The sequence below is a fragment of the Nocardiopsis sp. NPDC058631 genome, assembly GCF_042716955.1.
GTDB lineage: Bacteria > Actinomycetota > Actinomycetes > Streptosporangiales > Streptosporangiaceae > Nocardiopsis.
Window position 1 is genome coordinate 1 of the sequence record NZ_JBHXQY010000099.1, and the last position, 24429, is coordinate 24429.

24 protein-coding genes are annotated in these 24429 nt (G+C 71.5%); 13 read left to right on the forward strand and 11 right to left on the reverse strand.

Going from position 1 to position 24429, the window contains the following annotated elements; genetic code table 11:
- Positions 1 to 174 precede the first annotated feature (174 nt).
- Positions 175 to 771 (reverse strand): CGNR zinc finger domain-containing protein, encoded by a 597-nt coding sequence (locus ACFWTE_RS24785; RefSeq protein WP_378782285.1) that lies wholly within the window; start codon positions 769 to 771, stop codon positions 175 to 177.
- A gap of 82 nt (positions 772 to 853) precedes the next feature.
- Here ACFWTE_RS24785 and ACFWTE_RS24790 point away from each other — a divergent pair, with 82 nt between their 5' ends.
- Both ACFWTE_RS24790 and ACFWTE_RS24795 read left to right on the forward strand, forming a co-directional pair.
- Complete coding sequence (locus ACFWTE_RS24790) at positions 854 to 1117, forward strand: hypothetical protein (protein ID WP_378782286.1); 264 nt, start codon at positions 854 to 856, stop codon at positions 1115 to 1117.
- A gap of 38 nt (positions 1118 to 1155) precedes the next feature.
- Positions 1156 to 1785 (forward strand): cysteine hydrolase family protein, encoded by a 630-nt coding sequence (locus tag ACFWTE_RS24795; RefSeq protein ID WP_378782287.1) that lies wholly within the window; start codon positions 1156 to 1158, stop codon positions 1783 to 1785.
- A gap of 309 nt (positions 1786 to 2094) precedes the next feature.
- Here ACFWTE_RS24795 and ychF read toward each other — a convergent pair whose 3' ends face one another.
- Complete coding sequence (gene ychF, locus ACFWTE_RS24800; protein ID WP_378782289.1) at positions 2095 to 3180, reverse strand: redox-regulated ATPase YchF; 1086 nt, start codon at positions 3178 to 3180, stop codon at positions 2095 to 2097.
- A gap of 419 nt (positions 3181 to 3599) precedes the next feature.
- Here ychF and ACFWTE_RS24805 point away from each other — a divergent pair, with 419 nt between their 5' ends.
- Complete coding sequence (locus ACFWTE_RS24805; protein ID WP_378782290.1) at positions 3600 to 4571, forward strand: FkbM family methyltransferase; 972 nt, start codon at positions 3600 to 3602, stop codon at positions 4569 to 4571.
- A 77-nt stretch (positions 4572 to 4648) separates the two neighbouring features.
- Here ACFWTE_RS24805 and ACFWTE_RS24810 read toward each other — a convergent pair whose 3' ends face one another.
- Positions 4649 to 5404, reverse strand: a complete 756-nt coding sequence (locus ACFWTE_RS24810; RefSeq protein ID WP_378782291.1) for an alpha/beta fold hydrolase — start codon at positions 5402 to 5404, stop codon at positions 4649 to 4651.
- Between the two features lie 319 nt (positions 5405 to 5723).
- On the opposite strand from ACFWTE_RS24810, the gene ACFWTE_RS24815 reads away from it, so the two are divergent.
- Both ACFWTE_RS24815 and ACFWTE_RS24820 read left to right on the forward strand, forming a co-directional pair.
- Positions 5724 to 7142: a DNA recombination protein RmuC gene (locus ACFWTE_RS24815; RefSeq protein WP_378782292.1), complete on the forward strand. Its 1419-nt coding sequence runs from the start codon at positions 5724 to 5726 to the stop codon at positions 7140 to 7142.
- A 231-nt stretch (positions 7143 to 7373) separates the two neighbouring features.
- Positions 7374 to 7916 carry a DUF6542 domain-containing protein gene (locus tag ACFWTE_RS24820; RefSeq protein WP_378782293.1) on the forward strand — a complete coding sequence of 181 codons (543 nt, stop codon included), beginning with the start codon at positions 7374 to 7376 and terminating at the stop codon, positions 7914 to 7916.
- Positions 7917 to 8043: 127 nt separating this feature from the next.
- Here the strand turns inward: ACFWTE_RS24820 and ACFWTE_RS24825 are convergent, their stop codons facing one another.
- The 4 genes from ACFWTE_RS24825 to ACFWTE_RS24840 form a co-directional block, all read right to left on the reverse strand.
- Positions 8044 to 8319: an exodeoxyribonuclease VII small subunit gene (locus tag ACFWTE_RS24825; RefSeq protein ID WP_378782294.1), complete on the reverse strand. Its 276-nt coding sequence runs from the start codon at positions 8317 to 8319 to the stop codon at positions 8044 to 8046.
- A gap of 2 nt (positions 8320 to 8321) precedes the next feature.
- Positions 8322 to 9554 (reverse strand): exodeoxyribonuclease VII large subunit, encoded by a 1233-nt coding sequence (xseA, locus tag ACFWTE_RS24830; protein WP_378782295.1) that lies wholly within the window; start codon positions 9552 to 9554, stop codon positions 8322 to 8324.
- 91 nt (positions 9555 to 9645) lie between these two features.
- Positions 9646 to 10158, reverse strand: coding sequence for a DUF3060 domain-containing protein (locus tag ACFWTE_RS24835; protein ID WP_378782296.1), 513 nt, complete (start codon positions 10156 to 10158; stop codon positions 9646 to 9648).
- Between the two features lie 118 nt (positions 10159 to 10276).
- A complete protein-coding gene (locus ACFWTE_RS24840; RefSeq protein WP_378782297.1) occupies positions 10277 to 10999 on the reverse strand; it encodes a hypothetical protein in 723 nt (240 codons plus the stop codon).
- A gap of 295 nt (positions 11000 to 11294) precedes the next feature.
- On the opposite strand from ACFWTE_RS24840, the gene ACFWTE_RS24845 reads away from it, so the two are divergent.
- Positions 11295 to 12266: a 4-hydroxy-3-methylbut-2-enyl diphosphate reductase gene (locus ACFWTE_RS24845; protein WP_378782298.1), complete on the forward strand. Its 972-nt coding sequence runs from the start codon at positions 11295 to 11297 to the stop codon at positions 12264 to 12266.
- 153 nt (positions 12267 to 12419) lie between these two features.
- Here ACFWTE_RS24845 and ACFWTE_RS24850 read toward each other — a convergent pair whose 3' ends face one another.
- Both ACFWTE_RS24850 and ACFWTE_RS24855 read right to left on the reverse strand, forming a co-directional pair.
- Entirely contained in the window at positions 12420 to 12986 is a 567-nt protein-coding gene (locus ACFWTE_RS24850; protein WP_378782299.1) for a DUF4245 domain-containing protein, read from the reverse strand.
- 115 nt (positions 12987 to 13101) lie between these two features.
- Positions 13102 to 13749 carry a TetR/AcrR family transcriptional regulator gene (locus ACFWTE_RS24855; protein WP_378782308.1) on the reverse strand — a complete coding sequence of 216 codons (648 nt, stop codon included), beginning with the start codon at positions 13747 to 13749 and terminating at the stop codon, positions 13102 to 13104.
- 181 nt (positions 13750 to 13930) lie between these two features.
- Between ACFWTE_RS24855 and glpX the strand changes: the two genes are divergently transcribed.
- Both glpX and ACFWTE_RS24865 read left to right on the forward strand, forming a co-directional pair.
- Positions 13931 to 14953: a class II fructose-bisphosphatase gene (glpX, locus tag ACFWTE_RS24860; protein WP_378782300.1), complete on the forward strand. Its 1023-nt coding sequence runs from the start codon at positions 13931 to 13933 to the stop codon at positions 14951 to 14953.
- Positions 14954 to 15197: 244 nt separating this feature from the next.
- A complete protein-coding gene (locus ACFWTE_RS24865; RefSeq protein WP_378782301.1) occupies positions 15198 to 16907 on the forward strand; it encodes a hypothetical protein in 1710 nt (569 codons plus the stop codon).
- A 101-nt stretch (positions 16908 to 17008) separates the two neighbouring features.
- Here ACFWTE_RS24865 and ACFWTE_RS24870 read toward each other — a convergent pair whose 3' ends face one another.
- Together ACFWTE_RS24870 and ACFWTE_RS24875 are read right to left on the reverse strand one after the other, a co-directional pair.
- Entirely contained in the window at positions 17009 to 17836 is an 828-nt protein-coding gene (locus ACFWTE_RS24870) for an ABC transporter permease (RefSeq protein WP_378782302.1), read from the reverse strand.
- Entirely contained in the window at positions 17833 to 18807 is a 975-nt protein-coding gene (locus tag ACFWTE_RS24875; protein ID WP_378782303.1) for an ABC transporter ATP-binding protein, read from the reverse strand. The genes ACFWTE_RS24870 and ACFWTE_RS24875 overlap by 4 nt, the downstream gene beginning before the upstream one ends.
- Before the next feature lie 358 nt (positions 18808 to 19165).
- Between ACFWTE_RS24875 and ACFWTE_RS24880 the strand changes: the two genes are divergently transcribed.
- The 5 genes from ACFWTE_RS24880 (at position 19166) to ACFWTE_RS24900 (ending at position 24393) form a co-directional block, all read left to right on the forward strand.
- Positions 19166 to 19543: an RNHCP domain-containing protein gene (locus ACFWTE_RS24880; protein ID WP_378782304.1), complete on the forward strand. Its 378-nt coding sequence runs from the start codon at positions 19166 to 19168 to the stop codon at positions 19541 to 19543.
- Positions 19540 to 19956 (forward strand): RNHCP domain-containing protein, encoded by a 417-nt coding sequence (locus tag ACFWTE_RS24885; RefSeq protein ID WP_378782305.1) that lies wholly within the window; start codon positions 19540 to 19542, stop codon positions 19954 to 19956. Before ACFWTE_RS24880 ends, ACFWTE_RS24885 begins: the two co-directional genes overlap by 4 nt.
- Before the next feature lie 120 nt (positions 19957 to 20076).
- A complete protein-coding gene (locus ACFWTE_RS24890; RefSeq protein ID WP_378782309.1) occupies positions 20077 to 20667 on the forward strand; it encodes a DUF1707 domain-containing protein in 591 nt (196 codons plus the stop codon).
- Positions 20668 to 20800: 133 nt separating this feature from the next.
- Positions 20801 to 22189 carry a class II fumarate hydratase gene (locus tag ACFWTE_RS24895; RefSeq protein WP_378782306.1) on the forward strand — a complete coding sequence of 463 codons (1389 nt, stop codon included), beginning with the start codon at positions 20801 to 20803 and terminating at the stop codon, positions 22187 to 22189.
- A 224-nt stretch (positions 22190 to 22413) separates the two neighbouring features.
- Positions 22414 to 24393, forward strand: a complete 1980-nt coding sequence (locus tag ACFWTE_RS24900) for a protein kinase (RefSeq protein ID WP_378782307.1) — start codon at positions 22414 to 22416, stop codon at positions 24391 to 24393.
- Positions 24394 to 24429 lie beyond the last annotated feature (36 nt).

Here is a 24429-nt window from a genome sequence, read left to right on the forward strand (position 1 = left end):
GGCGTTCCGCCGTGGTCACGGCGGGACGCGGCCCCTCACCCGTGCTGCGGGCCGGTGCGCCGGGTCAGACGTTGAAGCGGAACTCCACCACGTCGCCACGGTTGGAAACGTCTCGATCGCTCGAAGGTCGACATGGGAGAGCACGCGATCGGACTCGGCGGCCTCAAGCGGCGTTCAGCTCATCTCTGCGTTGAGCGCCGCTCGCTTGCGGGCGTAGGCGCGAGCCGCGCGCACCCTGTCGCCACAGCGGGTCGAGCACCATTGCCGTCGCGCATGCGTGCGGAGGAAGAACCACTCACACCCATCCGCCTCGCAGGACGCGAGCATCGACGCCTCGTCACCGGCCAGCAGCGTGGCGGCGTCCTCGGCGATGAGCGCCATGACGTGCTCGACGACCTGCGTCGCCGGATGATCGGCGCTGCGAATGAAGCCCATCGTCGGTTCGAACCGCAGGAGCATGACCCCGGGCGCGCTGGTCAGCGCATGGTTGAGAGCATGTACCGCGCCGGGCGAGGGGGCATGACCGCCCACCTGCGCCTCGAAGAGATCCCTCAGGTCATCGCGCAACTGCACGATCCGACCCCGGCAGTACTCGTACAGCACGGCGTCCGGATCGATCAGATCGCGGGCGAGCAGCCAGACTCGCACGGCGTCGGCGGTGCCCAGCTCGTCGTGCCGACCCCCTCTCCCCGCTCGGCTCACGCTGTCGACCAGGGCAAGGCTCAGGTGCTCATCGGCCCCCGGCACCTCAGTGTGCAATGACTCCTCCATAGCCTCATGGTAACAGCGGCGCTTTTCCGTGAGTCATCTGCTATCTTTTAGTCATGTTAAAAAACTTTATTTTCCATGAGACTTGAGGATCCGCACGCCGATCGGACGCCCAGCAAGCACCGCGCCGTTCGCCCTGCCCCTGCTCGCCGACGGCGGCACCAGTGCGGGGATGGCCGCGCAGGAAGGCCTCACGGGCACCGTCCCGCTCGCGCGCACAACGGACCGGAGGGGCTTCCACCGGTTCTGGATGTCCGAGCGCCACGTCACGGGGGCGACCTCCGTGTCCTCGCCGCCGCTGATGATCGCCCGGCTCATCGCCGCCCGTAACGGCCTTCCCCGCGCCTGAACCCGACCACAGCACCACCCGAAGATGGAGAGAACACCATGACCGCACCACGCCGCGCCCTGATCGTCATCGACGCCCAGCAGGAGTACTTCGACGGGCTCCTCCCGATCCAGCACCCCGACCGCAACGCGTCGATCGCCCGCATCCGGACCGCGATCGATGGTGCGGAGCAGGCCGACGCCCCGGTCGTGCTCGTGCAGCATGAGCTCCCCTCCGAAGCTCCCGTCTTCGCCTCCGGTTCGGCGACCTGGCACAACCACCCCGTGGTCGCCGCCCATGAGCAGCGGGCCTCCCATCGCATCCGCAAGCAGTTCTCGAGCATCTTCGCGGGAACTGATCTCGAGTCGTGGCTGCGCGACCGGGGCATCGACACGATCACCCTCGTCGGGTACATGACCAACAACTGCGTGATCGCCTCAGCGGCCGCGGCCGAGCCGCTCGGCTTCGCCGTGGAAGTCCTCTCGGACGCGACCGGCGCGATCGACCTCGCGAACGAGGCGGGCAGCGCGCCCGCCCGGCAGGTCCACGACACACTGATGGCGCTGCTTCATTCGAACTGGGCCGCCGTCACCGACACCAACACCTGGACAGCCGCACTGCAGACCGGTGAGGCGTTGGGCAAGAGCGACCTGGTCACCTCGGCGGCACAGGGTCGCCAGGCCCCTTGACCGACACTCAAGAAGTCAGCTGAAGGCGGTACCGCCTCAGGCCCGTCTCCACATGACCCACCAGGGTCCGCCTGCAGGACACGGAAGCACCGAATGCCCGGCATACCCCCTAGGGGTAGAGGGTTGTTCAGGCCAGGCGGTACCGCTGTCGCCCACCAGAGACCTCCGTCGTGCGCCTGAGCGACAACGCGCGCGGTGTGCCGAGCCGTTCGCGGGCCCGGGATCCTCTCTGGGGCCCTTCTGGGGCCCTTCCGCCGTGGTCACGGCGGGACGCGGCCCCTCACCCGTGCTGCGGGCCGGTGCGCCGGGTCAGACGTTGAAGCGGAACTCCACCACGTCGCCGTCGGCCATCACGTACTCCTTGCCCTCCATGCGGACCTTGCCCGCCGCGCGGGCGGTCTGCATGTCCCCCGCGGCCACCAGGTCGTCGTAGGAGACCACCTCGGCCTTGATGAAGCCGCGCTGGAAGTCGGTGTGGATGACGCCCGCGGCCTCGGGGGCGGTCGCGCCCTTGCTGATGGTCCAGGCGCGGGCCTCCTTGGGCCCGGCGGTCAGGTAGGTCTGGAGGCCGAGGGTGTCGAAGCCGACCCGCGCGAGCTGCGCCAGACCCGACTCGGTCTGCCCGAGGGACTCCAGCAGCTCCTGCGCCTCGTCGTCGTCCAGTTCGGCGAGTTCGGCCTCGATCTTGGCGTCGAGGAAGATCGCCTCGGCCGGGGAGACGAGCGCCTGGAGCTTGGCGCGCAGCGCCTCGTCGGCGAGCTCGTCGGTGTCGAGGTTGAACACGTAGATGAACGGCTTGACCGTGAGCAGGCTCAGTTCGCGCAGCCGGTCCAGGTCGACGCCCTTGGCCGCGGACAGCGACGTGCCCCCGTCGAGGACCTCCTGGGCCTCGCGGGCGGCCTGGAGCAGCTCCTGGGCGCCCTTGTCCTTGGCGTTGCGCTTGGCGTCCTTCTCCAGGCGCGGGATCGCCTTCTCCAGGGTCTGGAGGTCGGCGAGGATCAGCTCGGTGTTGATGGTCTCGATGTCGCGGGACGGCTCGACGTCGCCGTCGACGTGCGTGACGTCGGGGTCGTCGAAGGCCCGGATCACCTGGCAGATGGCGTCGCTCTCGCGGATGTTGGCCAGGAACTTGTTGCCCAGGCCCTCACCCGTGGAGGCGCCGCGCACGATGCCCGCGATGTCGACGAAGTCCACCGTCGCCGGAAGGATCTTCGCCGAACCGAAGATCTCGGCCAGCTTCCCGAGCCGGGTGTCGGGCACACCCACGACCCCGACGTTGGGCTCGATGGTCGCGAACGGATAGTTCGCCGCCAGAGCGTCGTTCTTGGTCAGGGCGTTGAAGAGGGTGGACTTGCCGACGTTGGGCAGGCCGACGATCCCGATAGACAGACTCACAAGGCCAGAGTCTATGCGGACCGACGGGTGGCCCGGTCCGCTGCCGCGAAGATCAGGACCAATCGCCGAAACGCAGTGCGCAGGTGCCACTACGCACAGTAGGTTTCGATCGACGTCTCCGGGGACAGGGGGCGGAAACCGCCCTGAGCGCGGCCTCGTGCCGCACCCCGGCCCTCTCGACCCCCGTCCCCGGCCGAAACACGGGCACCGACACGGGGGATGCGGCATCCGGCGAACGTCCGGTCGGCGTCGGGCGGCGGAGCGCGGGACACGGGGGCGTGTCCGGTGCCCGCTCCCGACCGCCCCGGCGAACGGTCCGCCGAGCACGCCCGGGGGCACCGCGCGGCGCCGCCCCGTCGTGGGGCGGGGTACCCGCTCACCCACCCCTGCCACGGCCCCGTCCCTGGGGGAGGACAACTGTGGTCACCGATCAACTGCGTGCGCTCGTGCGCCGCTACCCGCTCGTCCGCTTCGCGACCCGGCAGGTCCGTGTGCGCCTGCCCAGAAGGCTGGGCGGGCTGGACCCCGAGCGCGTCCCACCGTGGAGCCGCCTCTGCACCTTCGCTCTGCCCCGGTTGGAGTCGGACACCCGCGGGACGGGACCGGACAGCCTCACACTCCGGCTCCCCGGCGACCTGGCGGCGCCCCGGCGCCTGTCCGTGTCCGGCCTGGCCCGGTACGAACCCGGCAGCCTGGCCTGTTTCCTCGCCATGCTCGACCACACACGCCCCGGAGCGGTGCTCGACGTCGGTGCGGGGGTGGGGGTCTACTCGGCGCTGGCCGCCGCTCGCAGCAGCCGCCCCGTGTTCGCGTTCGAGCCCACACCGGAGGTCGCCTCGGCCGCCCGCGCGGTGTCGTCGTCCGGGGGCCTGGGGTTCACGGTGGTGGAGCTGGCGCTGAGCAACCACAACGGCACGGCCCACCTGCGCCGGACCGGCCACGACGACAGGTGCAACACGCTGGTACGCACCGCCCGCGGGGGCCTGTCCTGCATCACCGTGGGCGTGGCGACCCTGGCGCGGTGGAACGAGTCCGCGGCCGTGGCTCCGGCGGTCGTGAAGATCGACACGGTCGGCACGGAGCCCGACGTGGTCGCCGGAGGGCTGGAGGTGCTGCGCCGGTACAGGCCGTGGATGTTGGTGAAGGTCCGCCCGGACCGGGGGGTCGAGGAGCGGCTGATGGCCCTGCTCGACCTGCTGGAGTACACGTGGTACCCGGTGAGCGCGAAGACGCCCTACCGGCCGCGTGCGGAGATCGTCGGACGGGCCTCGCCCGCACGGGAGCGGATGTGGCTGTTCACCCCCGAGCCGGCGCCCTCGGGGTTCTGGCCGTCGGTGGCCGGTTGGCGAAGGGCGCTCGACGCCTGTTCCCCTGCGGTCAGGGGAGTCTGAGGGCCAGTGTGTGGCGCGGGCCCGGTCGGGCCCCGCGCCACGCACCGCACGGGCCCCGTAGCCGGGCCGCGGCCCGGCTACGGGCGCCCCAGGGCCGCCCCGGACACCGTTTCGCGGCCCAGCGGGGCCCGGCTCCGTGTCCACTCCAGCAGGGCGTCGAGCAGGGCCGCGGGCTCGTCCCGGTGGACGCAGTGGCCCGCGCCCCGGACGACCCGCACGGTGAAACCGCGTTCGGTGAGCACCCGCACCGCCCGGGGGTCGACGGTGATGCCGTTCCCCGCCCGCAGAACGAGGGAGGGGACGACCGGCCTCTTCGGGAGGAAGTCCCTCCCGGCGATCTCGGAGGCGACGAAGTCGAAGAACGCGGGGTCGAAGGAGGCGAAGCCGCTGAGCTCCTTCTCCACGTCCGCGTCACTCCACCGGGGGTTGATCTGGCGCACGCCCGCGACGTCCGCGGTGGCGAACACCCTGCGCATGCGCTCCCCCGCGTCGTCCGCCATGGGCGGGAGGCGAAACGCCGGGTCGACGTAGACCGCCCGGCCGGGCCGGAGCCGCTCGACGGCCAGGGAGAGGGCCACCCCGCCCATCGAGTGGCCGACGATCGCGTCGATCCCGGTCGGGAGGGAGTCCACCAGGTCGTCTCCGAGTGCCTCGACGCTGTAGTGGCCGCGCGGACTGCGGCCGTGGCCGCGCATGTCGACGCCGAGCACCCTGTGCCCGCGCTCGACGAGTTCCGCCTCGATGGCGTGCCAGGTCTCGTGGTGGGCCATCGCTCCGTGGACGAGGGCGATGGTGTGGTCGCCGGTGCCGCTGCTGTAGGTCTCCAGTCGCATGGGAGTGGGACTCCTTGGAAATGAGGTACTGCCGAGGGCTCCGAGGTCCGAGAGGGCCCCGGCCTCCACGTACGGGGTCTCCAGGGTCTCGAAGACTTTTGCACAAGGAAAGGAAATGTCCGGATGCGGACTTCGGTCCGTACCTTTTCTTCCCTTCCGGAACCCGCCCGGGGGCGCCGACACCCGTCGGACAGACCGGCCGCGCATCCGGGCGGACGGGGCACGGGGTGGTGGACATGCCGGACTTGGCCGTTCTGGTCACCGATGTGCTGCGTGGCGGGGAGACCTGGGTGCGCGACGGCTGACACCATGGTGGGCCATGGACGGTCTCGCACTCGTACTCATGCTCCTGGTCGGCCTGGCGATCGGCGTCGCCGTGGGCTGGATCCTCGCCCGCGGGCGGGACGCCGACGCGCGAGCGGACGCCCGCGCCGCCGAGGAGCGCGCCGCCTACGTCGAGGAGCAGCTCGGGGACAGGTTCCGCGCCCTGTCGGCCCAGGCCCTGGACCAGACCAACCAGCGCTTCCTGGAGCTCGCTGAGGGACGCCTGCGCGCGGTCAGCGCCCAGGCCGGGGGCGACCTGGACGAGCGGCGGCGGGCTGTGGAGCGCATGGTGGAGCCGCTGACCGAGACGCTGAACCGGGTGGAGCGGCAGCTGCGGGAGGTGGACGCCGGGCGGGTGGCCGCCCACGCGGAGCTGGCCAAGCAGGTGGAGTACGTGCGCGAGGGGTCGGAGCGCCTGCGGGACCAGACCCAGTCCCTGGTGACGGCGCTGCGCAGGCCCGAGGCGCGCGGCCGGTGGGGCGAGCTTCAGCTGCGCCGGGTGGCGGAGCTCGCGGGGATGGGCTCCCGCTGCGACTTCGAGGAACAGGCGGCGACGCGGGACGGGTCGCAGCGCCCGGACATGGTCGTGCGCCTGGCCGGCGGCAAGAACATCGTGGTGGACTCCAAGGTGCCGCTCTCGGCGTACCTGGACGCGGTCGAGGCGGGCCGGGAGGACGCGGTGGAGGAGCGGCTGCGCGCCCACTCGCGGCACCTGCGCACGCATGTGGACCAGCTCGCGGCCAAGTCGTACTGGGCGGCGTTCACCCCCGCACCGGAGTTCGTGGTGCTGTTCATCCCGGGGGAGGCGTTCCTGGCCCCGGCGTTGGAGCACGACCCCGACCTGTTGGAGCACGCGATGGCCCGGCGGGTCCACATCGCGACGCCGACGACCCTGATCTCCCTGTTGCGAACGGCGCAGTACGCGTGGCAGCAGGAGGCACTGAGCGAGAACGCGCGGGCGGTGTTCGACCTCGGCAAGCAGTTGCACGCCAGGCTGGGCAAACTGGGTGGACACGTGGAGGGCCTGGGCCGGGCGCTGACCCGGACCGTGAGCGCCTACAACCAGACGGTGGGGTCACTGGAGAGCCGCGTGCTCGTGACCGCGCGGCGGTTCGGGGAACTGGGTCTCGTGGACGGCGAGCTGGACCGGCCGACGGGTGTGGAGGAGCGTCCGCGCACGGTGGCCGCTCCCGAGCTGGCCGGGTACGGGGATGACGCGTTCGGGCAGGACGGGCACACTCCCGACGGGCCGGTGCCGGGCGGTCCTTCCGCCGCGGAGCGGGAGGGCGTCCGCGGGTCGGATCTCCCCCTGGTCGACCGGGAGGAGGCCCATGTCGACGCTATTCGGCATGCGGATAACGGGAGCAATAGCTCGACCGAAAAAGAACTCCGGGAGAGGGTGTACGACTCGTGATCCGTCCGGTTGTGGCAGGTCACCCGCCCCAGCCGCGGACGACTCGGACAGACGACACCAAAACAACAGAACCGCGCGGCCCCATCCTGGTGTCCAACGGATGGAAGGCGTGTTTGAGGCGGATCGGGCAAGTGGCCGAAATGGCGACACGGTCCCCGGAAAAGACACTCGGCGCATACGAGAAGTGACACACTAAACACCGTGAGCAACACACTGGGGAGGGGGACGGCTATGCGCCCGCGAAAGGCGGACGGTCCCGAGCCCGGGCACGCACCGTACTTCGTTCGGCCCGACGGCCGCGGCCGGGACGCGTCGGCGTCCAGGAGGAAGGCGCGCGCGACCCCTCGCGCACCGGAGGGGGGCCCGGGCCGACGGCCCCCTCGCCTGACCGGGCGTGGCGGGATGCTGATCATCATCGTGCTGAGCTTCGCCGGCACCATGATCGCGCAGTGGACGGGCTTCCCCGCCGCGCCGGGCATCGCGTTCACCGTCGCGTGCCTGACCACCGTGTTCGTGGTCCGCCCCGCCGACCTGCTGTCGCTGGCGGTCAGCCCGCCCATCGCGTTCTTCGTGGCCGTGGTCGCCGCCGAGAGCGTGCTGGCCCTGGGCAACGAGGGGTTCGCCCGGGTCCTGCTCCTGGGACTGGCCTCCCGGCTGGCCGAGGTGGCCCCGTGGCTGTTCCTGGGTACCGCGCTGGTCCTGGTGATCGGGGTGTTCCGAGGGCTGCCGGGCAACCTCCGCAACCTGGGCGACGAGCTGAACGGCCGCACGTAGTGCCTCCCGCCCCTGCACCCTGATCTCGTCCTCGTGGCGGGTCCGGGCGCCGGCGCCGGCTACCGGCGCAGGCCCCTTCGGGTCGGGATCGCTCGCTCCACGTCCCCGAGCGCGTGCCCTGCGAAAATCAGAAGGGCGTGTCCCCGTCCGCGGGGGCGTCGTCCTCCCGGCGCTCGTCCATGGCTGCGGCCATCTTGGCCCGAGCCCCCTCCAGCCACTGCTCGCAGACGCGTGCCAGCTCCTCACCACGCTCCCACAGGGCCAGGGACTCCTTGAGGCTGAGCCCACCGGACTCCAGCTGGCGGACGACGGTGGTGAGCTCCTCGCGGCTCTCCTCGTAGCTCAGCTCCGGCACGACGGCGTCCCCGCCCTTGCCGTCGGTCTTGCTGCCCTTGGCGGCCATCTCTACTCCCCCTCGGTGGTGTCTTCGGTGTGGACGGAGTCCACGGTGGCGGTCAGGCTGTCCTCGGCGAACCTCACCCGCAGGGACTCCCCCACGTCCGGTTCGGCCGCGGAACGCACCACCGAGCCGTCCGGGCGCTGCACGATGGCGTACCCGCGTGCCAGCGTCGTGGCCGGGGACAGGGCGTGCAGGCGCGCCCGTGTGTGGCCGAGGCCCTCGCCGGCACGGTCGAGCGACACGGTGAGGCTCCGGCGGGCACGGTCGCGCAGTTCCGTCACCTGCTCGGTGAGCCGGTCGATCTCGCGGACCGGGCTGGCCAGTACGGGGCGGGACCGCATGCCCGAGAGCCAGGCGAGCTCGCGTTCCAGCCCGCCCTTGAGGACCCTGCGGCCCCGGTCGCGCAGTTGTCTGATGGTCTCAAGCTGCTCCCCGACGTCGGGGATGGTCTTCTTCGCCGCGTCGGTGGGTGTGGAGGCGCGCACGTCGGCGACGAGGTCGAGGAGCGGGGCGTCCTGTTCGTGACCGATCGCGCTCACCACGGGCGTGCCCGCCGCCGCGACCGCCCGCACCAGCGCCTCGTCGGAGAACGGCAGCAGGTCCTCCAGCGAGCCCCCGCCCCGGGCGATCACGATGACGTCGACGTCGGGGTGCGAGTCCAGGTCCTTGAGCGCCTCCAGCACCTCGCGGACCGCCCGGTCGCCCTGGACCGCCACCTGGCGCACCTCGAAGCGCACGGCGGGCCAGCGGCGGCGGCCGTTCTCCAGCACGTCGCGTTCGGCGGCGGAGTCGCGTCCGCAGACCAGGCCCACCGTGGCGGGGAGGAACGGCAGGGGGCGCTTGCGCCCGTCGTCGAACAGTCCCTCGGCCGCCAGGGTGCGCCGCAGCTGCTCCAGTCTGGCCAGGAGCTCGCCCAGTCCGACGTGGCGGATCTCCAGCGCGCGGAGCGAGAAGGTGCCGCGCACCTCGTAGAAGTCGGGTTTGGCGTGCACGACGACGCGCGCCCCGGCCTCGGGGGGCGGGCTCTGCGCGTCCAGCACCGAGGTCTGGCAGACCACCCGCACCGACACGTTCGCGACCGGGTCGCGCAGAGTGATGTAGGCCATCCTCCCGCGCCGGTTGAGTTCGGCGATCTGCCCCTCGACCCAGATCCGGCCCAGTCGTCCGATCCACTGGCCGACGGCGGTGAGGACGACTCGTACCGGTTGCGGCGCCTCGGCGGAACTCTCCATGCCCATGGCAACCGAGCCTAGGGGAGGACGCCGACAGTTGCGGGCAGGCGGGCCACCGGGCGCGGCCGTCCCGGCGCACCTTCGCACGCGGTCCCGGTCAGCCCTGCGCGTCCCCGCCCGCGGACACCGTGTTGTCCAGACCGATGTCGGTGACCTCCGGTTCGCCCTCGGCGTAGTGGACGACGTTGTCGGCACCCGTCACGTGGATGGAATTGGCGCCTCCGACGTGGACGGTGAGGCCGGTACCCGTGACGGTGACCGCTCCGCACTGGCCGTTGAGGACGACCTCCGCGCCGCTCGCGGTCACGTTGACGTCGCGGTCCTCACAGTCCTCCGTGACGCTTCCCTGGACCGAGGCGATGTTGAGGTCGCCGGTCTCGCTGTCGATGGTCACGCCGCCCCCCTCGCCGAGGGTCACGTCGCCGTCCTCGTTGCCGACCGAGACGTCGCCGTCCGAGTCGACGGAGATCTCGCCGTCCTCACTTCCGACGGAGACGCCGTCGGGGTCGACGTTGAGCTCCTGGTCGGTGCCGGGGACACCGATCGAACAGCCGGTCAGCCAGAACGCCGCCGCGACGAGGAGGGCGGCGGTGGAAGTCGGGGAACGCATGGTGAGAGCCCTTCGAGCGGGAAAGCGCCGGTATGTGCGCAACAGTGGGACGTTCCGCGCCCCTCCTCGGTTCCGAGGGAACACGGCCGAGGGGCCTGCGTGCACCAGCGGCCGCCGCCTACGCCTCGGCCTCCATCTTGGCGATGCGGTTGTCGTACATCTTGATGAACTCGGTGCGGCCCCCGTGGGCGACCTCGTAGGCGCGCAGGTCGCGGACCTGCTCGATCGTGAGCTTGCGCAGACGGGCGCGGACGGAGGGCAGGGTGAGCTCGTCGTAGGTCGGCACGGCGAGGTCCTCGACGGCCGGCGCGGCCCCCTTGCGGACCTTCTCCAGGACCTCGTCGCTGGCGACGGTGGTGTGCGCCTCCGCGGCGGCCAGCTCCTCGGCGATGGCCGGAGCCTCCTCCGGGACGTCCTCGGTGGCCGGGACGACGGGCTCCGTGCGGACGTGGGCCCCGGGCGCCTCTGCGGTCTTCGGCTCCTCGGGAGCGGCCTTCTCCGCCTCGGGCTCCTTCTCCTCGGTCACGGTCACCGCGGCCTCGGGCTCCTTCTCCTCCACCACGGTCACCGCGGCCTCGGGCTTCTTCTCCTCGGTCACGGTCACCGCGGCCTGCGGCGCCTCGGCGGCCTCGGCGGACGCGGTGTCCCCGGCCGGCTCGGTGCCGGTCCTCACCCCGGCTGACGCGGGGGTCTGGACGGTGTCCTGCTCCTTGGCCTCCGGGACCGCGGTCCCGGAGGGTGCTGCGGCGTCCGCGGAGCCGGCGGGGGCGGCCGGCTCGCTGCGTCCGAAGATTCCCTTGACCAGGGTGATCAGCTTCGTGGCGATCGTCGGGTTCGACATAGGACGGGGGCTCCTGGTGGTCTCGGCGGTGGGGTGGGCGGCACGTGTCCAGCAAACCAGGCAGGGCCGAGTTGAGGGCGGACCGCCTGCAACAGATGTGATGGTCAACCAGGATAGAGGAGCGGGGAACACCATGAGCAGGGGATAAGTGAACGATTTCGCCACTTCGGTCCACGAATGAACACATCCTGTTGCGATACCGTCACCTTGGCCCCGGTTCGGCGCGGGTATCCCCATCTCAGTGCCATCGCCCACACCCGGGTCGCACACCGATCAAGCCACCTAGGATGTACGCATGACTGCGATGACGACTGCCACGAACCAACGCCGTGTGCTCCTCGCCAACCCCAGGGGTTACTGCGCCGGTGTCGACCGCGCGGTCATCACCGTCGAGAAGGCCCTGGAGCAGTACGGCGCCCCGATCTACGTGCGCAAGCAGATCGTGCACAACACCCACGTGGTGCGCACCCTGGAGGAGCGCGGCGCGATCTTCGTCGAGGAGACCGAGGAGGTGCCCGAGGGCGCCATCGTCGTGTTCTCCGCGCACGGCGTCTCCCCCGTCGTCCACGAGGAGGCGGGCAGGCGCCGGCTCAAGACGATCGACGCCACCTGCCCGCTCGTCACGAAGGTCCACAAGGAAGCCAAGCGCTTCGCCTCGGAGGACCGCGACATCATCCTCATCGGCCACATCGGCCACGAGGAGGTCGAGGGCACCAGCGGTGAGGCCCCGGAGCACATCCAGATCGTGGAGAGCCCGGACGAGGTCCACAAGGTGCAGGTGCGCGACCCGGACAACGTGTCCTGGCTGTCCCAGACCACCCTCTCGGTGGACGAGACCACCCAGACGGTCGACGCCCTGCGCAAGAAGTTCCCGAACCTGCTCGACCCGCCCAGCGACGACATCTGCTATGCCACCTCGAACCGCCAGGACGCCGTCAAGGCGATGGCCCCCGAGTGCGAGCTGGTCATCGTGGTGGGCTCCGACAACTCCTCGAACTCGGTCCGCCTGGTCGAGGTCGCCCTGGACGCGGGCGCCGACGCCTCCTACCTGATCGACAACGCGTCCCTCATGGACGACTCCTGGCTGGAGGGCGTGACCACGGTCGGCGTCACCAGCGGCGCCTCCGTGCCGGACATCCTGGTGCGCGAACTGCTCGACAGGCTCGCCGGGCACGGCTACGGCTCCGTCTCCCCGGTGACGACCGCCGACGAGACGCTGACCTTCTCCCTGCCCAAGGAGCTCCGCCGCGACCTGCGCGCCGAGTAGCGCCGAGCTCGACCCCTGCGACGCCGGAGGCCCGGTGGGTGCGCCCACCGGGCGTTCGGCACGTTCGGGGTCCGTCCCGCTCATGCCCCGAACGCGGGTGCGCGGCGGGGAGAAGACCGGTGGACGCCGACCCGCGAAGGGCGCGGACCCGGTCTAACCGGCCTCGGTGCCCTCGGTGTCCGCCCCGCCGCCGGCCGCCGGGCGGGTCTGCAGTCCCTCGGCCAGGTGGACCAGCTCGTCGAGTTCCGCGGAACCGGAGACGACCACGGTGACGTCGTCCTCCCGCAGGACCAGGGCGCCCCACTCCTCGGAGTCGAAGTGCTCCCACTCGCGGTCGTCGACGGCGACCGTGCCGACCTCCTCGGCCTCCTTGACCCGGTCCGCGACGACCTGCTCCGGGTCGGCGTCGCTCTGGGTCAGCATCGCGTGGCTGTCGGCGGCGGTGGCGAAACCGACGCTCCACTCGACCGGCCCGCTCACGTTCAGGGTGGAACTGGTGGGTGTCCACCCCTCCTCGGTCAGCTCGGGGGAGGGAGCGGTCACCGCGTAGTCCGCGGCCCCGCTCAGGACGTCGATGTCCTGCCGGTAGTCGACGGAGGGGATGTGCTCGCCCGAGCGCGTGGAGACCACGAACGCCATGATCAGGACGATGCCCACGAGGATTCCGAGGGAGATGGCGTAGTTCTTGAAGGTCGCGTTGGACCGGCTGTACTCACTCATGACGGAGTCCAGCTTGCCGCAGGTCCGGGGCCTTTCCGATCCGGGGTGACCTTAGAGGCGCTCCTGGCGGCGCGCCACCGCTCGCCACCGCCGCCCGGCTCCCCCACCACTGTGGTCAGTGCACCTGGGTTCCGGGGTCCGCGGACCGCCGCCGGGGTTCGAGCTGGGTGAGCAGGCCGGTGATGTCGTCGGCGAGCTTGCGCGCCTCTGCGTCGTCGCGGCGCACCACCTCCGCCACGGCCAGCAGCATGGCGCCGCTCACGACGATCAGCAGGGCCTCGTCCACCGGCTCGTCGGCCTTGCGGAACAGCGCCACGTTGCGGTCGGTCCACCGGGTGAGCCGGGAACGCAGCTGGTAGTCGAACCCGGGAGGGCCGTCGCCGCTGAAGAACAGGCGGGTCGTGTCCCCCTCCTCGATGCATCCGAGGAGGTAGGCGTGGGCGGCGATGTTCATGAGCCGTGTGGGATCGCTCTCACCCTCCGCCCGCGCCTCCACGACCGCCTGGTGGGTCCGCTCCTGCTGGCGCTGCTGGAACTCCTCGTACAGGGCGAGGAAGAGGTCCGCCTTACCGCTGAAGTGGTGGTAGAGGCTCCCGACGCTCGCCCCCGCCACGGAGACGACCTCGCTGACACCGGCCTTGGCGAAACCCACCGTGTGGAAGACCTGGGCCGCCGCTCTGAGCAGTGCGCTGCGGGTGGCCGCGCCGCGTGGGGAGACCCTCGCGGGCTTCACCAGCTTCTCCGGCTTGTCCGTCTTGTCCACTGTCACACCCTCACTCCAGTCCGGCCGCTCCGGTCCGGATCCCGCCAGAGTAGACCTTGGCACCCTCCGGATGACCGGCTCGGGTGGCCGGTCGGGCACCCGTGGCCGCTCGGGATCACGTCGGGTGACTACCCTAAGACCTGTATCCCCGCCCTGTTCCCTGTCGGAAGGTGTCATGTCCATGTCGCAGTCCAGTAGCCCGTCCGCGCAGCCCGCGGTACCCGACCGTAACCTCGCGTTGGAGCTGGTCCGCGTCACTGAGACCGCGGCGCTCGCCGCCGCCCGCTGGGTCGGCAAGGGCGACAAGACCGGTGCCGACGGCGCCGCCGTACGCGGCATGCGGCACATGATCGGCACCGTGTCGATGAACGGCACCGTCGTGATCGGCGAGGGTGAGAAGGACAACGCCCCGATGCTCTACAACGGTGAGCGCGTGGGCGACGGCGGCGGCCAGGACTGGGACGTCGCGGTCGACCCGATCGACGGGACGACGCTGGCCGCCATGGGCATGCCCAACGCCATCGCGGTCATCGCGATGAGCCCGCGCAACACCATGTTCGACCCGTCCGCGGTCTTCTACATGGAGAAGCTGGCCACGGGCCCGGAGGCCGCGGACGTGGTCGACATCGCCGCCCCCGTCTCCGACAACGTCCGCGCGGTGGCCCGCGCCAAGGGCAAGTCGCCGCAGGACGTGACGGTGGTCATCCTGGACCGCCCCCGTCACAAGCAGCTCGTGCAGGACGTGCGCGACGCGGGCGCCCGCATCAAGTTCATCAGCGACGGCGACGTGGCGGGCGCGATCATGGCGGCCCGCGCCGGCACCGGCGTCGACCTGCTTCTGGGCATCGGCGGCACCCCCGAGGGCATCATCACCGCGTGCGCCATGAAGTGCCTGGGAGGCGTCGTCCAGGGGCGCCTGTGGCCCAAGGACGAGGAGGAGCGCCGCAAGGCCCTCGCCGCCGGGCACGACCTGGACCGCGTGCTGTACACCGACGACCTGGTCTCCTCGGACGACGTGTTCTTCGCCGCGACCGGGATCACCGACGGTGAGCTGGTCGGCGGGGTGCGGTACGAGTCCTCCCGCGTCATCACCGACTCCCTCGTCATGCGCGGCCGCAGCGGCACCGTCCGCCAGGTGCTCAGTGATCACCGCCTCGGCAAGCTGTCCGCCTACAGCGGCGTGGACCTCACCTCCGCTCCCTGACCCAACGCCCGGGCCCGGACTCCCCTGTCCGGTGCCCGGGCCCGGTGTGCGGTGCCCCCGCCGACACCAGGCGTCCGGTCTCCGGACCCCGCTGCCCCGCCCGGCCGGTGGGGGCACCGGTACGCCGCCCCCCGACCGGCCGTCCAAAAGTGGCGCGGGACGCGAACCACACCGGGGTGAGCAGGCATCAGACCCGGCGTTGGCAGCGCGGTCACGCGCGAAGAATTCCCCCGTCGGAGGTCCGATGTCCCACCCCGATCCCTCGCAGCAGCCCCCGTGGCAGCATCAGCAGCCCGGGCAGCCCGGGCAGGGTTTCCCTCCGCCGCAGGCTCCCGGTGGCCAGTACGCTGCCCCCGGCGTCCCGGGCGGTGTGCCCGGCGGCGGCATGCCCGGCGCCCCCGGCGGCGGCATGCCCGGGGGCCCGCCCCCCGGCCAGTACTCCGGCGGTTACGGCCCGCCCCCGGGCGGTGGCGGCGGGCGCAACCGCTGGCTGATCCCGGCCGCGGCCGGTGTGGCGCTCGTCGTGATGGGCGGAACCGTCTGGGCCACCGTCTCCCTGGTGAGCTTCGGCGGTCCGCAGCCGGAGGCTGTGCTCCCCGGCAACTCCGTCGCGTTCGGCAAGATCGACCTGTCGATCGACGGTTCCCAGGCGATGGAGCTGCTCCAGTTCGTCGACCAGCTCCCGGCGGAGGTGACCGAGGAGATGGACGAGCCCGACGGCGACATGACCGAGCTGTTCGCCGAGGGCTTCGTCGAGGCCTTCCCCGAGGCCCGGCAGGCCGACGTGGAGGAGTGGATCGGCCAGCGCGCCGGCGTCTCCATCTGGCCGACCGACGACACGTCCGCGCAGTTCAGCGAGGGCTCCGGCCTCGCCATGACGCTGGCTCTGGCGGTCGAGGACGAGCGTCGCGCCGAGGAGGAGCTCAACTCCCTGGCGAGCTCGGACGACACCCTGTACTTCGAGATCACCAACGGCTTCGCCCTGCTCTCCACTTCGGGCGCCGCACTGTCCGACCGGGAGGCGCAGATGGACGCGCACGGGTCGTTGGAGGACTCCGACGTCTACTCCGGTGACGTGGCCGACGTGCCCGGCGGCAGCCTGGCGGTGGGCTGGACGGACTTCACCCGGCTGATGGAGGTGGAGAGCCTCGCCGCGGAGCTCCAGAGCGAGATGGCGGCCGAGACGGGTGAGGTGGGCGGCCGGGCGACCGCGTCGGTGCGGATCGACGGCGACTATCTGGAGGCTCGGGCGGACGTCTTCGACTTCGAGGTGGACAGCGCGGACCTGGCGTGGCTGGCCGAGTCGCCCGGCGCGAGCGTGGCGTCGATGGAGTCGCTGCCGGAGAGCACCATCATGGCGTTCGGCGCCAGCGGCCTGGACACGGCGCTGACCGACGCCTACGAGAACGACGAGATCCCGTTCCTGAGCAGCAGCGGCGAGATGCAGGAGATGGAGCGCGAGTTCAACGCCATGGGTGCTCCGCTGCCGGAGGGCTTCACGAACCTGCTGGGCTCGTCCACGGCCTTCGGTATCACCAGCATGGACCTGGACTCCTTCTTCAGCGCCACCTCGGGCAGCGGTGAGGAGTTCTCGTTCCAGTACCGCGCGGTCGGCGGTGACGAGGGCGTCCTGGGCGACTTCGTCGAGAGCGTGGTCGCCTCCGACCCGTACGCCGCTCCCCCGGGGGTGAGCACCGACGGTGACGCCGTCGTGCTGGCGAGCGGCAGCAGCGCCACCGGACGCCTGGGCGACGACCCGGTGTTCCAGCAGACCATGCAGGAGATGGACGCGGCTGTGGTCGCCGGGTACTTCGACATGCGCCAGGTGCTCACGGAGACCGAGGTGCAAAACCCCGCCGAATGGGGGGCGCTGGGTCTGGCCCTGAGCGTCACCGAGGACGGGCAGCGCAGCAGCGTCGAGCTGCGGTGGGCCCCCAGCGGCGGCGGGGAGTGAGCCGGTGACCCGGACGGGCCGGTAGCCCGTCCGGAGAGGTGGCGCGGACGGCGTGGGAGGGCGGCCCCCTCCCACGCCGTCCGCGTGTGCGCCGCGGGTCCTCAGCTGACGACGCGTCGGCGCATCTGGAAGCCCGCCAGGAACCACATCAGCACGACGAACCCCAGCAGGACCCCGACGTGGAGGAGCGCCGCACCCGCGCCCAGCCCACCGAACACCGCCCCGCGGATCAGCTCCACCGCGTGGTAGAGCGGGTTGGCCATGGCGGCGGTCTGCACCCAGTCGGGCAGCTCCGTGAGCGGGAAGAACGTGCCCGCGACCAGGAACAGCGGCGTGAACAGGCCACTGAACACGTAGTCCATGGAGCGGACCGACGTGATCACCGCGGAGATCCAGATACCGAAGAGCGCGAACGCGAACCCGGCGAGGAACGCGATGAACGGCACCAGGAGCATGCCCGGCCCGGGTCGGAGCCCGAACCCGACGGCGACCAGCAGCGGAACGCAGCCGTACACGCCCGAGCGCATCGCCAGCCACAGAGCCTCACCGGTGACGAGCTCGCGCACGTCCACCGGTGCGGCGAGGATGCCCTCGTAGGTGTGCAGGAAGCGCCGTTTGATGAAGGTGTTGATGACGGCGGGCATCATCGACTGGAACATCACGGACACCGCCACGATGCCGGTGCCGAGGAAGTCGATGTAGCTGAACCCGGCGAGGGTGCCGATGAGGGCGCCCATGCCGAACCCGAAGCAGAGCAGGTAGAGGGTCGGCTCCACGACGGCGGCGAACGTGGTGGCGCGCCAGGACTGGCCGTACAGGATCCACTCGCGGGCGACGACGCCCATCACCGCGTCGGCCTCGAACCGTCCGGGGCGCGCGTGGACCTCGGGCCGGGCGTCCTCCCGGGCCTGGTGGTGCTGGATGCTCATTCGACGTTCTCTCCGGTCAGGGTCACGAACACGTCCTCCAGGGTGCTGGCCCGGCGCAGCGGGACACCCAGCCGGTCGCGGAGGGAGTCGGGCAGTTCCTCCGCGCGCAGGACCGACACGGTCACGCCGGTGCGGCGTGTGGTGAAGCCGTGTTCGCCGACACGGCGTTCGAGGGCGTCGGCGCCCTCCTCCCCCGGGGTGTACTCCTCGACGACGGCACCCGCGTACTTGGCGACGAGGTCGGCGGGGGTGCCGCGCTCGACCACCGTGCCCCTGGCCATGAGCGCCACCTCGTCGGAGAGGCGTTCGGCCTCCTCGATGTAGTGGGTGGACATCAGGACGGTGACGCCCTCGTCGCGCAGCGCGGAGATGACGCCCCACAGGTCCTGGCGCACCTGGGGGTCGAGGCCGACGGTGGGCTCGTCCATGAGGACGAGCTCGGGCCGGTGCAGGAGGGCGCGGACGATGAGGAGGCGGCGGCGCATGCCCCCGGAGAGGTCGTCCACGGGCGTGTCGCCCCGGTCGCCGAGCTGGGCGAGGCGCATGGCGCGGGCGACGGCCTCCCTGCGCCGGCCGCGCGGAACCCGGTAGAGGAAGGAGAACATCCGCAGGTTCTGCTCGACGGTCAGTTCCTCGTCGAGGTTGTCGTGCTGGGGGACGACTCCCATGCGGGCGCGGGCCCACTTGGACTCCGCGGGGATCGCGTGTCCGAGGATGCGGATCTCGCCCTCGTCCGCGAGGGCCTGGGCCGTCAGCATCTTCATGGTCGTGGACTTGCCCGCGCCGTTGGGCCCGAGGAGGCCGAGGACGATGCCCTGGGGGACCTCCAGGTCGAGTCCGTCGACGGCGGTGAGCTGTCCGAAGCGCTTGACGACGCCGCGGAGCAGCAGCGCGGGTTCGTCCGGTGGTGCGTTGCGGGGGGTGGTGGACGCGCTCCCGGGCAGGCGGCGGCCGGGCACTGGTGTGGTCATTGACCAACGGTAAACACCGAGCGCGTCGAATTCCAACGGGTTTACGGCCGCCGCGGGAGGATCTGCGCGACCTGCCTGTATCCGCGTTCCCCTCGCGCCGGGGCCTCCCCGAAAACCCGTTGCGCCCGCTCGGGACGCCTGCCTACGATCGGTGTCCGGACCGAGGAGTCCGGAACCGGAGACGATGTCCCGGGGGCCGCGGCCCCGCGGGTCGAGGACAGGTGTTGATGAACCGGAACGCGCCGAGCGCGCCTCACGCCCCTGCGGTCCCCCGTCCGACCTGACGCGGCGCCCCTTCCGTCGAGAAGCGCTCGGCCTGCTCCTGCTGCCTCGTATCACTTCCAGCAAGGAGTCCCGGGTGTCCACCACCGATTCATCGCACGAACACGGACCCACCCCGCGCACCGGCACGTTCACCTGTGTGCGCTGCGGCCTCGCCGTGTCCGCCCTCGCGCCGGGAGGAGACCGGCGCGACCACTGCCCGAGCTGTCTGGCCTCGCGCCACCTCACCGACCAGGTCAGGGGTGTCCGCTCCGACTGCGGCGGGCACATGCTTCCCGTCTCCGTCGCGGTCCTGCGCGGCGGCGACTGGATGCTCGTCCACCGGTGCACCCGGTGCGGCGAACTGGCCGGGAGTTCCGTTTCCGAGGACGACAACCACCTCGTCCTCATGCGGATCGCGGTGCGGCCGCTCGCCGAACCCCCGTTCCCGCTCGACCTGTTCGGGGAGGTGTGAGCGTGGGTCGGCGCAACACGCGTGACCGACGGCCGCAGCGGGCCAAGACCGTCCTGCACGCCACCCGCGAGTCCAGCTCGTTCCGGTGCGCGGAGTGCCGTCTGGAGGTCCCCCTCTCCGCCCCGGGGACCAGTCACCGCAACCACTGCCCGACCTGTCTGACCAGCCTGCACGTGGACCGCCGGATTCCCGGCGACCGCGCTGCGGACTGCAGGGGCAGGATGGCCGCCCTGGGCCTGGCGTCGCGCCCCGACGGGGAGTGGATGCTCATCCACCGCTGTACCCGGTGCGGCGAACTGGGCTCCAACCGGGTGGCGGGGGACGACAACCCGCGTGCCCTGCTCCGGCTGGCGGTCCGCCCGCTCGCGGCGGTCGCCGACACGGTGGCGAGGCGGGTGCTGGTCCACCTGTAGGAGCGGGGCCGGCCGCGGGTCGGTTCCATCGGCGGTCCGGTCGCCTCGGTGTCCCCGCGGTGACCGGACCCGCTCCGGCCGGTCCGCCACCGCACTAGGGTTGGCGGTGTGAGTGAGGAAGTGTCCCCCGACCGGCTCCGTGCCTCCGACACCGACCGCGAGCGGGTCCTGAGGGTGCTGCGCGACGCCGCCACCGACGGCCGCATCGACCTGGAGGAGTTCGAGGAGCGTTCCTCGCTCGTGCACGAGGCCCTCACCCTGGGCGAGCTCCCCGGGGTCACCGCCGACCTCCTCCCCGCCGAAAGCCAGCCCATCCGCCTGGACCCGCAGCCCCTCGTCGGCCTGTTCGGCAACGCCGAGCGCCGGGGCCGCTGGGTCGCCTACCCGGGCGAGTACGCGGTCGCCGTCGTCGGACGGGTCACTGTGGACATGCGCGAGGCCCTCCTCATGCACAACCACCACCGCATGACCGTGACCGCCGTCCTGGGCCGCGTCGAGATCGACGTCCCCGAGGGCGTCGAGGTCCGCCTGACCGGTTGGTCGTTCCTCGGACGTCGCACCACCACCGCGCGCCGCTCCGACATGTCCGAGCCCCCGGTGCTGGAGATCGACGGTTTCTCGCTCTTCGGGGTGGTGCACGTACGCGCTCCGAAGCGCCGCCGCTTCCTCGGATGGCGGGGCCGGCGGTCCCGTCGCAGTATCGGCTCCTGATCGCGACCGCTTCCACCTGCGGCGATGTCAACATGACGCGTGCAACACCGCCAACGCCGGGTGAGGTGACGGTGTGCTCCGGTGCGTCTGGCAGGCTTTGTCTCACAGGTTTTCCCAGGAGAGATGGGTTGCAATGAGTGAGTTCCGTATCGAGCACGACTCGATGGGTGAGGTCAGGGTTCCGGCCGAGGCCAAGTGGCGGGCTCAGACGCAGCGCGCCGTCGAGAACTTCCCGATCTCGGGTCAGGGCCTCGAAGGTGCCCACATCGCCGCCCTCGGCCAGATCAAGGCCGCCGCGGCCAAGGTGAACGCGGAGCTCGGCGTCATCGGCGACGACCTCGGCAAGGCGATCCGCGAGGCCGCCCTGGAGGTTGCCGACGGCACGTGGAACGACGAGTTCCCGATCGACGTCTTCCAGACCGGTTCCGGCACCTCCAGCAACATGAACACCAACGAGGTCGTGGCGACCGTCGCCAAGGAGCGCACGGGCCTCGACGTCCACCCCAACGACCACGTCAACGCCTCCCAGTCGTCCAACGACGTGTTCCCGTCCTCCATCCACATCGCCGCCACGGCCGCCGTGCAGAACGACCTGATCCCGGCGCTGCGGCACCTGGAGGCCGAGCTGACCCGCAAGGCGGTCGAGTTCGCGTCCGTCGTCAAGAGCGGCCGCACCCACCTGATGGACGCCACCCCCGTCACCCTGGGCCAGGAGTTCGCCGGGTACGCCGCCCAGGTGCGCTACGGCGTGGAGCGCCTGGAGGCCTCCCTCCCGCGCGTGGCCGAGCTTCCGCTGGGCGGCACCGCCGTCGGCACCGGCATCAACACCCCGGAGGGCTTCTCGGCCCGGGTCATCGCCGAGATCGCCTCGCACACCGGGCTGCCGCTCACCGAGGCCCGTGACCACTTCGAGGCGCAGGGCGCCCGCGACAGCCTGGTGGAGCTGTCCGGTCAGCTGCGGACGGTCGCGGTCGGCTTCGCGAAGATCGCCAACGACATCCGCTGGATGGGTTCGGGCCCGACCACCGGCCTGGGCGAGATCTTCCTGCCCGACCTCCAGCCCGGCTCCTCGATCATGCCCGGCAAGGTCAACCCGGTCCTGTGCGAGGCCGTACTCCAGGTGTCCTCGCAGGTCGTCGGCAACGACGCGGCGGTCGCGTTCGGCGGTGCGAGCGGCAACTTCGAGCTGAACGTGCAGCTGCCGATGATCGCCCGCAACCTGCTGGAGTCGATCCGGCTGCTGTCCAACGTCTCCCGGGTGTTCGCCGACCGCTGTGTGGCGGGCATCGAGGCCAACACCGAGCAGTGCCGCGTCTACGCCGAGTCCTCGCCGTCGATCGTCACCCCGCTCAACCGCTACATCGGCTACGAGGAGGCCGCCAAGGTCGCCAAGCAGTCGCTCAAGGAGAAGAAGACCATCCGCGAGGTGGTCCTGGAGCGCGGTTACGTCGAGGCGGGCAAGCTCACCGAGGCGCAGCTGGACGACGCCCTCGACGTGCTGAAGATGACGAACTCCCAGTAGGAGTCCGCCCGTGCCGATCCGTCACGTGACGGCGGACGGCGGTATCCACGGGGCACCCCGCACGGGCGGGGTGCCCCGTCGTCTGGGCGCGACCGCGCACACGGGGGTCATGACCGTGTAGCGCTTCGGTTCCACTCCCCTCCTCTCAGGAACCTTCCGCGCTCGGGAGGCGTCGGACATTCTTGTCAGAGCACCCGAAAAGCCCGCCTTCGAGAGGGCCGTACATGTCGAGCAACAGCGACAGCGAACACATCGTCGCGGACCGCTACGTCCTGCGCCGTGAACTCGGGCGCGGCGGTATGGGTGTGGTCTGGGAGGCGTTCGACCCGTCCCTGGACCGCGTCGTCGCGATCAAGCAGGTGCTCCTGCCCGACCACTTCACCGACTCCGAGCGCGCCGACGCGCACGGGCGGGTCCGCCGCGAGGCCCGGTCGGCGGCTCGGATCAGCCATCCCACGGTGATCACCATCCACGACGTCTTCGAGTACGACGGCAATCCGTGGGTGGTCATGGAGCTGGTGGAGGGCGGCTCCCTCCAGGATCGGCTGAACGAGCAGGGCGCCCTGCCCCCGGACACCGTGGCGGAGATCGCGGAGTCCCTGCTCAAGGCGGTACAGGCGGCGAACGCGGTCGGGGTCCTGCACCGGGACATCAAGCCGGGCAACATCATGATGTCCCTGGACGGCCGGGTGATCCTCACCGACTTCGGCATCGCCACCATGGAGGGCGGGCCCAGCATCACCCGCACGGGGGCCCTGATCGGTTCTCCCGAGTACATGCCGCCGGAGCGGTTGGAGGGCGGCCCCGCCGAGCACCGCGGGGACCTGTGGAGCATCGGCGTGACCCTGTTCGCCGCGGTGGAGGGCACGTCGCCGTTCCGCCGGGACAGCCTCACCGCCGCCATCGCCGCGGTCATCTCGGCGTCGCTGCCGCCGATGACGCGTGCCGGGTGGATGGAGCCGGTCATCGCCGGACTGCTGGAGCGCGACCTGGACCGGCGGCTGACCGTCGAGGGCGCGCTGGCGCTCCTGCGTGAGCGCGGAGGCGGCGGCCTTGACACAGCGGGTGCCGCCGGTGCCGCCGCGGCGGGCACGGGCCCGCACGCCGCGCCGGGGGACGTGCCCCCGTACGCCCGGGGACCCCAGAGCGGCGGGTACCCCGCCGCCGGGCCCCGGGGCGCCGGGTACGGTACGGGCCCCCAGGGCGCAGGCCACCCCGACACGAGGGCCCCGCTCCCGCAGGGCCCTCCCCGGCACACCGGGCCGACGAACCCGGTGACGCCGGTGGCGCCCTTCCCTCCCGGCCGTCCCCCGGCGGCCCCGTACCCGCACGGGACGGGGTACTCCGGCGGGCGCCCGGCCATGGCCGGCGGCACGGGAGCCCGCAACGGCCCCGGCGGCACCACGGGCGCCCTGCGCTCGGGGGGCCACGGCGGCGGGCAGCCCTCCGGTTCCACGACCGTGTCGACCACCAAGGTGCTGCTCGGCGTCGGGGCCGGTCTGATGGCCCTTCTCCTCGTCTCGGTGGTCGTGGTCACGGTCGTCCTGAGGTCGGGAGGCGCCCCGGAGGAGGGCGTGTCCCAGGGAACCGCGCCGACGGGCGAGGCCCCGCCGGAGGAGCCGTCCCCGTCCGAGGACCCCGGTGCGGGCGGCTCCGGGGAGGGGGAGGACGCGGAGGAGGCCGGCGACGGGGACGACGACGGCGGGGAGCCGCCCTCCTACGACGAGTTGGAGACGTTCCGGTCGCAGTGGTTCGACGTGGGCCACCCCTCGGGCTGGCAGGTCGACGACAGCGAGATCGACAACACCCTCGCGGTGTTCATCGCCCCCGGCAGCAACCACCAGGTGTGGGTGACCGGGTGGACCGAGGAGGAGTTCACCGGGACGAGCGCCGAGTACCTCCGGGAGACTGAGGGCGGCACCACCGCGGCCGGGGACATCACGACGGACTACTCCGAGCTGGAGCTGGAGGAGTTCGACGAGGACGACTACGGGGATGGCTGGGACGTCGCGATGGTGGAGGCGGACTTCACCAACGAGTCGTGGGCCGCGCCGGAGCGGCGGTTCTGGACCTACGCGATCAGCATGGACTACGAGGGCAGCAGGGTCTTCTACATGGTGAGCGTCAACGTTCCGCGCGAGGACGGTGACTTCTACGAGGACCTCCCCGAGGAGGTCGTGGAGACCTTCACCCCGCACCTCTGACCGGCCCCCGAGCCTTCGACAACCTCGGCGCCGACA